Source organism: Paenibacillus sp. MSJ-34 (genome assembly GCF_018918005.1).
Taxonomy (GTDB): domain Bacteria; phylum Bacillota; class Bacilli; order Paenibacillales; family Paenibacillaceae; genus MSJ-34.
Window position 1 is genome coordinate 100,606 of record NZ_JAHLPR010000004.1, and the last position, 12,651, is coordinate 113,256.

Annotated in this window: 13 protein-coding genes; all 13 read left to right on the forward strand. The window is 44.2% G+C overall.

All coding sequences use genetic code 11. The annotated features are described in order from the left end of the window. The 13 genes from KQI79_RS03005 to KQI79_RS03065 all read left to right on the forward strand — a co-directional run bounded on the left by KQI79_RS03005 (position 1) and on the right by KQI79_RS03065 (position 12,608). The gene (locus tag KQI79_RS03005; RefSeq protein ID WP_216536743.1) at positions 1-255 is read left to right on the forward strand and encodes an acyl carrier protein; all 255 of its coding nucleotides are present in this window, start codon (positions 1-3) and stop codon (positions 253-255) included. Then, a complete protein-coding gene (locus KQI79_RS03010; protein WP_216536744.1) occupies positions 255-1,715 on the forward strand; it encodes a class I adenylate-forming enzyme family protein in 1,461 nt (486 codons plus the stop codon). Before KQI79_RS03005 ends, KQI79_RS03010 begins: the two co-directional genes overlap by 1 nt. Continuing rightward, positions 1,712-2,797 carry an iron-containing alcohol dehydrogenase gene (locus KQI79_RS03015; RefSeq protein ID WP_216536745.1) on the forward strand — a complete coding sequence of 362 codons (1,086 nt, stop codon included), beginning with the start codon at positions 1,712-1,714 and terminating at the stop codon, positions 2,795-2,797. Before KQI79_RS03010 ends, KQI79_RS03015 begins: the two co-directional genes overlap by 4 nt. Then, the gene (locus KQI79_RS03020) at positions 2,784-3,896 is read left to right on the forward strand and encodes a LuxE/PaaK family acyltransferase (RefSeq protein ID WP_216536746.1); all 1,113 of its coding nucleotides are present in this window, start codon (positions 2,784-2,786) and stop codon (positions 3,894-3,896) included. The genes KQI79_RS03015 and KQI79_RS03020 overlap by 14 nt, the downstream gene beginning before the upstream one ends. Next, positions 3,893-4,693, forward strand: a complete 801-nt coding sequence (locus KQI79_RS03025) for a hypothetical protein (RefSeq protein WP_216536747.1) — start codon at positions 3,893-3,895, stop codon at positions 4,691-4,693. The genes KQI79_RS03020 and KQI79_RS03025 overlap by 4 nt, the downstream gene beginning before the upstream one ends. Next, positions 4,687-5,946: an acyl-CoA reductase gene (locus tag KQI79_RS03030; protein WP_216536748.1), complete on the forward strand. Its 1,260-nt coding sequence runs from the start codon at positions 4,687-4,689 to the stop codon at positions 5,944-5,946. Before KQI79_RS03025 ends, KQI79_RS03030 begins: the two co-directional genes overlap by 7 nt. 24 nt (positions 5,947-5,970) lie before the next feature. Next, positions 5,971-6,696, forward strand: coding sequence for a cytidylyltransferase domain-containing protein (locus KQI79_RS03035; protein WP_216536749.1), 726 nt, complete (start codon positions 5,971-5,973; stop codon positions 6,694-6,696). A 2-nt stretch (positions 6,697-6,698) separates the two neighbouring features. After that, positions 6,699-7,778 (forward strand): UDP-2,4-diacetamido-2,4,6-trideoxy-beta-L-altropyranose hydrolase, encoded by a 1,080-nt coding sequence (gene pseG, locus KQI79_RS03040; protein ID WP_216536810.1) that lies wholly within the window; start codon positions 6,699-6,701, stop codon positions 7,776-7,778. Beyond that, positions 7,775-8,827: a pseudaminic acid synthase gene (gene pseI, locus KQI79_RS03045; protein ID WP_216536750.1), complete on the forward strand. Its 1,053-nt coding sequence runs from the start codon at positions 7,775-7,777 to the stop codon at positions 8,825-8,827. The genes pseG and pseI overlap by 4 nt, the downstream gene beginning before the upstream one ends. A gap of 19 nt (positions 8,828-8,846) precedes the next feature. Continuing rightward, positions 8,847-9,794 (forward strand): dTDP-glucose 4,6-dehydratase, encoded by a 948-nt coding sequence (locus tag KQI79_RS03050; protein ID WP_216536751.1) that lies wholly within the window; start codon positions 8,847-8,849, stop codon positions 9,792-9,794. A gap of 33 nt (positions 9,795-9,827) precedes the next feature. Then, a complete protein-coding gene (gene pseC, locus KQI79_RS03055; protein WP_216536752.1) occupies positions 9,828-11,021 on the forward strand; it encodes a UDP-4-amino-4,6-dideoxy-N-acetyl-beta-L-altrosamine transaminase in 1,194 nt (397 codons plus the stop codon). 24 nt (positions 11,022-11,045) lie between these two features. After that, positions 11,046-12,272 carry a flagellin lysine-N-methylase gene (gene fliB / locus KQI79_RS03060; protein ID WP_216536753.1) on the forward strand — a complete coding sequence of 409 codons (1,227 nt, stop codon included), beginning with the start codon at positions 11,046-11,048 and terminating at the stop codon, positions 12,270-12,272. Positions 12,273-12,410: 138 nt separating this feature from the next. Further along, positions 12,411-12,608: a cold shock domain-containing protein gene (locus KQI79_RS03065; RefSeq protein ID WP_216536754.1), complete on the forward strand. Its 198-nt coding sequence runs from the start codon at positions 12,411-12,413 to the stop codon at positions 12,606-12,608. Positions 12,609-12,651: the final 43 nt, after the last annotated feature.

The following is a 12,651-nucleotide window of genomic DNA, read 5'->3' on the forward strand; positions in this document are numbered from 1 at the left end:
ATGACTCAAACTTCATCTGATAATTTATTGAAATTAAAAAACTTGCTCATAGACATCTTTGTCATGGAAGAGGAAGAATTTATTGATGACAACGGTCCTAATGAAATCGAAGGGTGGGATAGTTTAGCCACAGTATCCATGGCTGTAGCTATCCATCAGGAATTCGGACATCATATGACAATAGAAGAGGTTGCGGAAATCAAAAATATCGGCGACATTATAAAGTATTTGCGATTCAAAGGTGTAGAATTGTAATGACGATCTTGGACGAGTTGAAGCGTCAAACCGAGTACAAACCAGGACGAACTTTTCTTACCACGGATGATCGAGTCTATTCCTATAAAGAGTTTTATCGATGCTCTGCAAGTTTTGCAGGTTATTTACGAGAAATATATCATGTGCAGCCGGGGCAAAGAATCGTTTTATGCTTTCCGAATGAAGCGGATTATCTTGTAGCGTATTTTGCCGTATGGATGCTTGAAGCGATTGTGGTGCCAGTTGATTTCGATTGCAAAGGACATTTCCTGCGACAGATTTTACAAGATGCCGAACCGGCGCTTTTTATACATAATCGACAAAGATCTTTTGATGAGATTTGCGAATCGGTTCCTATTCTACCATTTCCTAACCCAACGGATTATATGAATCGGACCTTACAAGAGGATTGGAAGCTCTCCTCTTCAATGCCGGCATTGATTATGTATACTAGCGGAACTACAGCGATGCCTAAAGGCGTAGTTTTGTCGCATGGAAATATAATGTTCACAACCCGCCGAATTATTGAGTGGGCGGACATGGCGTCAACAGACCGCGAGCTTACTGCATTGCGACTCACTCATTCCTTTGGTCTGGGACATGTCCATTGTTATGTAATGCTTGGCGCTGAGCTTGTTCTGATTGACTCTGTCAGAGAGCCTCAGCGTTTATTTGAATACATGAATAAATATCGGGTTACCGGTATGCCAGCTACGCCGGCGCTTATTCGAATGTTGGTAGAGTACTATCGAAATGATCTAATAAAACTTCAGGATCAGTTACATTATATTGTAATTAATACTGCGCCGATTGATGTCAATTTGTTGTATCAGTTGTTGGAACTATTGCCGAGGACGCGAATCTATATGTACTATGGCTTGACGGAAGCGAGCCGAAGCACTTATATAGCTTATCGCAAGCATCTCGATAAATTGGCTAGCGTCGGCCGACCTCCGCAAGGTGTTGAAGTTCGGCTTGACCCGGGCAACAGGGAAATTCAAATTCGCGGAAATAATGTTATGCTTGGGTACTTAAATCACCAGGACAGTTTCCTGCCGGATGGATGGTTTGGTACAGGCGACATCGGACGGTTTGACGAGGAAGGTTTTTTATATATTGAAGGAAGATTGAAAGAGCAAATTAATGTTGACGGACTAAAGATCAACCCAGCGGAAGTGGAAAATGTGATTCGTAAACATATAGCCGTTGAAGATTGCGCCGTTTTTGGCGTATCGGATATGCTTACATTCGAGAAAGTTGTAGCAGTCGTCGTTTGTAGGGAAGGGTATACGTTAGACTTTGCGCTTTCCGGAGAGATCAAACGCATGTGCAAACACGAATTGGAATTTTATAAAATTCCGCGAATGATTCAGCAATGGACGGCGGTACCCCGCACAGATACCGGGAAGCTCAAACGTCAGCAAGCAAAGGCATTGTGGGAGAAGGGAGAGAAACTATGAGCATGGTTTTGTGGCCTCAAATACGCATGGAACGAGGAGTGATAGCGAAAAAACTGTCCCTTCCCGAACCTTTTTGGGTTATCTCGCCTTCATTGTTGCACAAGTATCCTCAGGTAGCCGAACGAAAGCATTTTTTAGTACAAAAGGCGGATCTGGATACATTGCTTCAACTAAAAGGTATCTTGGCACAGGAACAACCTTCAAATGTATATGCTTTCGGCGGCGGAAAGACAATAGATATCGCAAAACTTGCTGTACGTCTGGGAAAACTGGATGAGAATGCAATAACAGAACTCTCAAAAAGAAAGTGGATCCCACAAGAAAAAGGCTATCCGTTAAGCAATACAAAACTTACGTCTATTCCTTCAACAGCGGGATCGGGCAGCGAGGTTAGTGAAATCGCGGTTCTTACCATTGCCGGCCACAAAGTCCCGTTCGCTCATGCTTCCTTGTTACCGGATGAAGTACTGTTGGATACAGAACCGTTGCAGCATGCTCCGATTCGCGTTTTGTGGAACGGTTTATGGGATTCATTCGTTCATGCGTTGGAGAGCGCTGTTTCCCCGTTAGCCACGCCATGGACTCGACGCCTTTCTTTAGACTCGCTTCGAAGTTCCGTCAAATTAATAGATTTTCTAACCAAAAATGAGGAAATAGATGAACTGCTAGCTAATGAGGCGCTCTATAATAATATTTTAGCCGGAAAAGCGCAGAGCGTCGCCTCGGTCGGTATCGCGCATGCATTGGCGCATCAGGTGGAGAGTTCTCAATTATGGCATGGGGAAGCTTGCGCTCAAGTTTTACCTCACGTTATTGCGCTTAATATGGATAAAGCGATGGTTAAATATGACACAATGTTGCAAGAAATGGGTTTTGCCGATAAGGATGACTTTGTTGACTGGATAACGGTACGAGTTCGAGAAACAGTAGGAGAGTGGGAACCGTTTGCTGCTAACGAAGGAGAGTTGTCCTTGTTGATTGCGAACATGATGAAGGATCCTTGTTTCCGTACGAATTGTGCATATATTTCTCGTCGAGAATTGACTGATTGGCTAGGACGGTGGTTTTATGTCGCATCTTAATTTTTTTAGAGACGAATTGAATCCTTACGAACTTAGCCAACCGGATAAAGAGACCTTCTTGCTTGACCAAATGAACGAACTAACCCGTTGGCATAAGCAATATTGTAAAGAATACGACCAATTGCTAAATGGAACTAGTCTACGCCCGCCGTATTCAAATTTGGAGGATATCCCGTATATTCCCACATCGATTTTTAAGGAGTTTGAATTAAAGACGAAGGCTTCGGATGATGCCAAACTAAAGGCGATTCAATCCAGTAGTACGTCATCAGGAATACCTTCGCAAATTTTTGTAGATGAAGATACGGCTACGAGGCAAAAAAAATCGGCACAGATAATCTTTGACAGCTTCCTCGGTGTTGAACGACGCCCGTACATTATATTCGATGCTATGGAGACAGCGCGGGGAAAACGAACTCTTTCTGCACGCGGCGCTGCTATTTTATCGTTAATGGGATATGCCAGCCGTTTCTTCTTCGTTATGGATTTAGTAGATGGTGCGTTAGTCTTGAATGAAGAAAGGCTACAAGAAGCAATTCGTTGCGCCAAGGAAGAAGGACACTTTATCGCTTACGGTTTTACATATATTTTGTATCAGGCGCACGAGCAATTGAGTAAGAAGGGCTTCCAGTTTCCTGATTTCGATAACCGTACTTTTCTCATTCATAGCGGAGGGTGGAAAAGATTACATAACATTGCCGTTGATAAGCAAAAATTAAACAAGACGATTGCGACTATTTGGGGGATCTCGTCTCAACAAGTCATTGATTTTTACGGACTAGTAGAACAATCGGGAGTTATTTATCCGGATTGTCCATGGGGATATAAACATGTTCCGTACTATGCCGAGATTATCATTCGCAATCCGCATACATTGAGCCCCCAACCTCTAGGAGAACCGGGACTGATTCAACTCATGTCGCTTATTCCGCGATCAGCGCCGAATCACTCCATTATTACCGATGACATCGGGAAAATCGTAAGTATTGATGAATGTCCTTGCGGTCGCCGAGGTAAAGCGTTTCAGTTTGTCGGACGTGCGCCAAAAGTGGAGGTGCGCGGATGCGGCGACGTTTACGTTGAGGAGAATAAACGATGAATATCCGGCCTTATATACCTCAGGACTTGCCAGGAGTACAAGCATTGTATATGGAAAGGAAACTCGCTTTTGATAGAGAGATGTTTCAATGGAAAAAGCTTGCTCCAGACAGCTATTCTTGGATTGGCGAAACAGAGGGGAAAATCGTCGCTCACTATTCCATTATTGAAATGCCGTTATTACCGTCAGCACGTACCGGTTTTGCGGTAGATGGTATCTTCGCCAAATCGCATGGGCAAATTGCGCCAATTTCGCAAATGCTGAATCATGCTTTGCATGAGGTTCGGCAGGCCGGACTTGATGTTATTGTCAGTTTTGCGAACGAGAAGATGGGAACGGTTAAAAAGTTTTTAGGTTGGAAAACGATCGGTAGGTACTGTTGGAAAAAATCTTCCGGAAAAAAACCTGTAACGGAAAGATCTGGTGCTTATCCGTTTCGTGTAATTCATCAGGAAGATGTCCGCTATTCGGAAGTTTATCAACATTGGCGTTGGGATCTATGTCCTCGGGTTTATAATTGCATTCAAATGAAAGGACAAATTATTGCTTTATTTTCCACTGAAGACTTTCAAATGATACTCTGGGAGGAACCGTCAGCATGCGCTCAGATTGAGGAGGGCTACAGTTTTTGGTACTTAACGGTTGAAGTTGGGGATGTACTCCAAGGTTATGCCGATAAGAACGCCAATCCGGATTCCCTCGAGCCGCTTTATTATCCGCTAAGCGAAGAGCGGGAATGGAAATGGCCCGTTCGGTGGCCTTTAGAAACAGTAGAAGGTGTGACGTTAGGATGGTAATCAAATTACATGACTATTCGGAGTTGGGGAAACCTCAAGAAATTACGGCCACTCGATTGGAAGAACTCCTACTGACTCTCACTGATCGGTCCAATTCGTTGCAGACTATCAGTACGGCCAATATGTTGAGTACAATGGACAAGCTTTATCGCAGTTGGGCAATGCCTTCTCATCCGATGTACTCCAAATATCGTTACGTCGGCCTGGCCTATCTGCTAAGTTTTATTCGCTCCGATGCTTTGCGGCAATTTTTGCATCGCGGGCTGCGCCATGAAAGTGCATTCGACGAGATTGCCGATCTAGGGGGATTTCAAGGAATCGCCGTGCCTAAAGGCGTTGTTGGCCACTGGGTCGCCGGGAATGTTCCCATACTAAGCATTATCTCTGTGCTTCAGGCCATCTTAACAAAGAACGGTTCAGTCGTGAAATTGAGCAGTAAACAGGAAGATTGGATCACCCCTTTTTTACATTATTTGTCGAAGTGCGGCGATGTAGGGAAAACGATGGCCGAATCCGTCGTCGTCTTGTCTTATCCCGGGGAATGGAAAGAGGTCAACGAACAAATTGCAGTGCATTGCGATGTACGTATCGCTTGGGGGAGTCAGGAAGCGGTTGAGTCGGTAGCGGGCTTGCAAGGGAAATGGGACTCCGAGACGATCATTTTCGGGCCGAGGTTAAGTACTTCGGTTGTTGACACCAACCTAATGAAATTAGTAGATTGGGATAAGCTGGCTCAAGATATCGTCTTGTTCAACCAACTTGCTTGTACCTCTCCGCATGCGGTATTTGTGAAGAATGGCCACATGGAGTTTGCGGTAAAAGGTTTAGAGAGAGCTATGTGTAAGATAGCCCAACGATCATATTTTGAACCGCTCGATACGGGAGAGGCAAGCAAAGTGTTGCATTATCGCACCGCCGCCCGATTACGTGGAGAGAAGATTGTCTGTTCAGAAGGTACGGAATGGACATTGCATTTGTATGACCGCCTAGAACCTGTTAAGGGACACGGGATGAAAATAATTAGCCTGATTCCTTATGAAAGGGAGGAAGATATTGTTCCGTTTCTACCAGACTCGATTCAGACGATATCACATAAATTACCTTCCGCCGAACTGAAAAACCTAGTATTTGCATCACGGTTTAGCGGAGTTTCCAGGTTTGTTCATATAGGCGAATCTCATCAATACGATATTCCTTGGGACGGAATGCTTGTACTAGACCGATTAGTGCGTTGGATTCGCGTTGACGAATAGCCGATTAAGAAAAGAGGTATGCAAATGAAGATCATTGCAATCATTCAAGCGCGCATGGGCTCGACTCGTCTTCCTGGAAAAGTATTATTGCCTCTTGGGTCTTCCGTCGTATTGGATTACGTTGTATCAAGATGCCAGACGATAAAATCCGTGGTTGAAGTCATTGTGGCTACCTCTAGTTCAGAACAAGATGACGAGATCTATGAATGGTGTTTGGAACGAAACGTTCCGTGCTACCGAGGTTCCGAGGAGGATGTGTTATCCCGCTACTACGAATGTGCCCGCAGTTTTTCTACGAACTATGTCATGCGAGTTACGGCCGATTGTCCCTTTGTGGATATCGATTTGGCGAATGCAACCGTCGAGGCGATGTTGCGGAATTCCTCGGACATTGTGGTTTTGAAAGGGGAACTGCCGCGCGGTCTTGCGGTCGAACTGGTTTCCTTTGCCGCGTTGGAGAAAATGTATGTGGATGGGCAGGAGCCTCGGCATCGTGAACATGTTACCTATTATGCATATGAGTTCCCTCAATATTTTAGTAGTACGGAGCTGCAGGTCCCGACGAACAAACAATATCCCCGACTTCGAATTACATTAGATACGGAAGAAGATTATCAATTGTGCCAGAAGATAGCGAACCAATTCCCGGATAATCTGTTGGTTCCTTCCCAACAGGTTATCGAATTTTTATTGCAACATCCCGCAATCGCTGCAATTAATGCACATATTGAGCAAAAACCGGTGTTGTGATGATGAATATTGTAATAAGAACGGACGCTTCCGTACAAATAGGCTCAGGTCATGTCATGAGGTGTCTCATGCTGGCGGAGGAGCTGCGCGAGGTCGGGGGTAATATAATCTTTATTTGTCGCGAAGAAGCGGGCAACTTACGCAGGTTTATTGAAAACAAGGGTTATCCGGTAAAAATGATTCGTCATGAGATACCCCATAATGATCCGAACTTCGATTTGCAGAAAGCGGATGCGGAAGCCACATTAAATATAATCAATGAAATAGATGCAGAAATCGATTGGCTTATAGTCGATCATTACTCGTTAGATGAAGACTGGGAGAGCAGGATAAGGCCAAGGGTCAATCGATTAATGGTCATTGACGATTTGGCTAATCGACGGCATGAGTGCGATATATTGTTGGATCAAAATTTTCATGTCGAGCCGGAAATGCGTTATGCTTCTCTAGTGCCCGAAACCTGCATCAAATTGTTGGGACCTCGTTATCTCTTATTGCGAAAGGAATTTATTGCAGAAAAAAGGCGACTGAAACCAAGAGACGGGACTATACGTCAAATCATGATATTTTATGGTGGCAGCGACCCGACGGATGAAACCATGAAGGCATTAAGAGCAGTACAAGAGTTACCATTGTCCTCGATCCAAGTTGATTTTATCGTCGGACAAGCCAACACACATAAAAATGAAATCCGCCGTATATGCAATGATGTTCCTAATTTCCATTATCATTGTCAGATCGACAATATGGCATGGTTTATGGCCCACTCGGATCTTTCACTCGGAGCAGGCGGCATAACGATGTGGGAACGTTGTTATTTGGGGGTTCCTACGATTGCGACCGTTGTTGCAGACAATCAAAGCGATTCTACTTCTGCGGTTGCCGCCATGGGAGCGTTGTGGAATATGGGATGGCACGCTAATGTTACTGAACAACATCTGGCCGATATGATAAATAGAGCAATCCGATCGCCACAAGAATTAATAGAAATGAGTAAAAAGGCTTTGCACCTTATGGACAATGATAATGATAGACAAAGGAATCGCGTAGTAGAAGAATTGATAAGGAGGAGTCGAGCTTGATTCCTAACATTCAAATAGGCGCTAGAATTGTTGGGGCTGGTCACCGTCCTTTCATAATAGCCGAAATGTCAGGTAACCATAATCATTCGCTTGAAAGAGCGTTAGCGATCGTGGAAGCTGCGGCTGCAGCGGGCGTTGACGCCTTGAAACTGCAAACTTATACGGCAGATACGATGACGCTGGACATTCACGACGGGGATTTCTATATCGAGGATCCAAACAGTTTGTGGAAGGGTACTTCCCTATATAGACTTTATCAGGAAGCTTACACCCCTTGGGAATGGCATAAGCCGATTTTCGACCGGTGCAAGGAATTGGGGATCATTGCTTTCAGCACCCCTTTTGATGCCAGTGCGGTAGATTTCCTTGAATCCCTGGATGTTCCCGCCTATAAAATCGCTTCGTTCGAGAATACGGATATTCCGTTAATTCGTAAAGTGGCTGCGACAGGGAAACCTGTTATCATTTCAACAGGAATGGCTTCCGTCGCGGAATTGGATGAAACCGTTCGAGCGGCAAGAGATGCGGGCTGTAAAGATTTAGTTCTCTTAAAATGTACAAGCACATACCCTGCTTCTCCGGAAAATACGAATCTTGCCACAATCCCGCATATTCAAGCGCTGTTTCAATGCCAAATCGGTCTCTCCGACCATACGATGGGCGTTGGGACAGCTGTGGCCAGCGTTGCGTTAGGGGCAACCGTCATTGAAAAGCATTTTACTTTGGCCCGCGCAGATGGCGGTGTAGACTCCGCCTTTTCAATGGAACCGGCTGAAATGAAAATGTTGGTCGAAGAAACGGAACGGGCATGGTTGTCCATTGGACAGATTACATACGGTGCAACGCAATCGGAGAGCGAGTCGATGAAGCATCGCAGGTCTTTATACGTTTCGCATGATATGAAGGCAGGGGATGTTTTTACGGAACAGAACGTTCGATCCATTCGTCCTGGTCTTGGCTTGCCGACGAAGTATGTCAATGACATATTGGGAAAACGCGTCAAACAAGATGTAAAGAAAGGGACTCCATTGTCTTGGGACTTAATTTAAAGGGAAGGAAATATTCAATATGAAGGTATTACTAACTGGCGGAGCTGGCTTTATCGGCCGTTGGGTGGCCAAACGGTTGCTTGACGACGGGCATCAAATTTGGATTCTGGATGACTTGTCGAACGGTAGTGAGACCAATCTCGAGGAATTTCGCGGCCATCTCGGATTTATGCAGTTTATAAAAGGAACCATATTGGACGAAGCTCTACTTTCCGACATATTCACGCAGCATCGTTTTGACATTTGCTATCATCTGGGAGCGTCCATTAATGTACAGGATTCGATCGACGACCCGCGAACCACATTTAACAACGATACGATCGGAACCTTTTATATATTGGAACAGTGTCGGAAGCATCGGACGAAAATGGTGTTTATGAGCACTTGTATGGTCTACGACCGCTGCTCGGATGAGAAAGGCATCACGGAAGAACATCCGACCAAACCGGCATCCCCTTACGCTGGAGCGAAAATTGCTGCGGAAAACATGGTCATGTCCTATTACCATGCTTATGGATTGCCTACCGTTGTTATTCGTCCTTTCAATACGTATGGACCGTTTCAAAAAACGGGCGGGGAAGGCGGCGTCGTAGCGATTTTCATAAAAAATAAAATAAGCGGAAAAAAACTCCACATTTATGGAGACGGAACGCAAACCCGCGATCTGTTATATGTCGAAGATTGCGCACGTTTTGTGGTTGAATCAGGTTATTCCGATCAGGTTAACGGGCAGATCGTGAATGCGGGCTTGGGACGGGATATATCTATAAATGAGCTTGCAAAGCTTATTGTTGAGGATGTCTCGCGTATTCAACATGTGACGCACATTCACCCGCAAAGTGAAATACAGAAGCTGCTATGCAATTACAAAAAAGCTCAAAAGTTGCTCGGCTGGAAGCCGGAAGTCACTTTAGAAGAAGGAATTCATCGTACGGAATCCTGGATTAGAGAGAGTAACTTGCTTTAACGCACAAAAACGCATGAAAGCGAGAGATTGACTATGGCGATATCCCATCAAAGAAATTCACCGATTCGTGAGAAACTACTAGCTTATGGTCAACAATGGATTGACGATGATGATATTGCTGCAGTAGTAGAAGTTTTACGGGGAGACTATATTACCCAAGGGCCTAAAATTCATGAATTCGAACAAAAAATAGCCTCCTACGTAGGTGCCAAGTATGCCGTCGCTTTCTGCAATGGAACGGCCGCCCTTCATGGCGCTTGTTATACGGCTGGTATAGAAGCTGGTGATGAAGTAATCACTTCCCCCCTTACGTTTTTGGCGAGCAGTAACTGTGTACTATATCAAGGTGGCACTCCAGTCTTTGCGGATATTAATCCTAATACGTATAACATTGATCCTGATGAAATTGCCGGAAAAATAACGGAACTCACGAAAGCGATCATTGCGGTTGATTTTGCAGGACAGCCCGCAGAGATGGACCGTATTCAAATGTTAGCGAAAGAACATAACTTGATCGTTATCGAAGATGCCGCCCATTCCTTGGGTGCAAGCTTCGGAAAGAGAAAAGTAGGGACCTTGGCGGATATGACAATGTTCAGTTTTCACCCTGTAAAGCATATCACAACAGGGGAAGGGGGCATGATTGTAACGAATCGGGAAGATTTATACAAAAAACTGCTCCTGTTCAGAAGTCATGGAGTGACAAAGGATCCAGATAGGATGGTCAAAGATGACGGACCGTGGTATTACGAAATGCATGAATTGGGTTATAATTATCGAATGACTGATTTACAGGCGGCTCTCGGAATTTCGCAAATGACGAAGTTGGAGAATTTTGTACAACGTAGACGGGAAATCGCAGCGCAATATAATGAGGCATTCTCGAAACTTGAAGGTCTTGTAGTTCCTTTCCAACATCCTGAGGCCGAATCAAGCTGGCATTTATATATGCTTCGATGGTTGCCGGAACGGTTCACAGTAGATCGAAGACAAATATTCCAAGCTTTACAGGCGGAGAACATCGGAGTCCATGTACACTACATTCCAGTGTACCTGCAACCGTATTATCAAAGGCTTGGATATGAGGGCGGATTATGCCCTAAAGCTGAAGAGTATTATGAGAGTGCGATAACATTGCCTCTCTTTCCTAAAATGTCATTGCAGGATGTTGAAGATGTTATTAACGGGGTACTAAAGATTCATTCACGGTTTAAAATTGCACTTTAGTCAATTGAAGGAAGGGGAGCCATCATGAAAGAAACTTTTACAGCCCTGATACCGGAATATTTCGAGGATTTCCGATGTATCGGTCAGGATTGCGAAGATTCTTGCTGTTATTCTTGGAAGATTATTGTGGATCGTCCAACCTATGATTTATACAAGAATTTGAAAGACGGCGATTTCTCTGAAAAAATGGAGCAACACATTGTTAATCAAGAGAACGGATTCGACGGATCGTATGCTACGATCAAGCTTAACGAAGATAACGGAGGTTGCCCGTTTCTGGAAAATAGCGGTCTTTGTTCGATCCACCGTCAACTGGGGGATCAGTATTTATCAAAGACATGCGCTACATATCCCCGTACTTTAAATATTGTCAATCGAAATTTGGAGATCTCCACCACGCTATCTTGCCCGGAGGCGGCACGATTGGCGCTTCTAAACAAGGAAGGCATACGTTTTATATATCATGAAACCGAAATAGCCGATAACAATTATGTAGACAACTTTGACGCTAGAGGTAAGAAACTGGAGCATATCGGGTATTTTTCGAAGCTGCGGTCATTTGCGATCGAACTGATCCAAACAAGAAAATATCCATTTGAACAACGATTTTGGATTCTTGGATTGTTTTTGCAGAAAGTACAAGAATACCTCGATCAAAATCGTGCAGATCATATTTTATCGCTGATACAAACTTATTCGAACTACTTGCAACAAGGCGTATTCGATTCTCTGTTCGCCCAAATCCCGGTTCATCACGATGTGCAGATCAAGATGTTTTTGGCCATGCATGAGAAGCGGCTAGCTTCGCGTACGGGTCAGAGATATAAGGAATGTCTAGACGAAATGCTCGAAGGAATCGGTTATAAAGAGGATTCGGACATTGAATCGTTAAAACAAAAATACGGAGAGGCATATACGCGGTTTTACGAGCCTTTTATGCAAGAACATGAATATATTCTTGAGAACTATACGGTCAATTACATGTTTAAAAATACATTCCCTTATTCGCCGGGACGCTCTGTATTTGAAGATTACATTATACTAGTGGTCAACATTTCCTTAATAAAAATGCACTTGGCAGGCATGGCGGGGTACCATCGAGGATTAACCCTTGATATATGCGTGAAGTTAATTCAATCCCTTGCCAAAACGGTGGAGCATTCAAGAGATTATATTGAAACGAACCGGAATTACTTGAAAGAGAATCGGTTGGATTCGATGGCGACGATGTCTATACTGATTAAAGGCTAGAAAATACAAAATAACGCCATATCCATGAAACCCCTTACAAAATTCCCGCCAAAGTCATTGACATCGTTTACAAGCGGTGTTATATTCAATCTGTGGGCCAAGGCCTGCTTTCATTTGAAGACGAAGGGAATGTGTTACATGCAAGGTAAAGTTAAATGGTTCAATGCAGAAAAAGGCTACGGTTTTATCGAAACGGCTGAAGGCGGAGACGTATTCGTACATTTCTCTGCAATCCAATCCGAAGGATTCAAAACTTTGGAAGAGGGCCAATCCGTTGAGTTCGATATCGTTGAAGGCGCTCGCGGACCACAAGCCGCTAACGTAATCAAACTCTAATCATCCCGGCAATCGCCGACCTACATAATATGGTACGATGGTT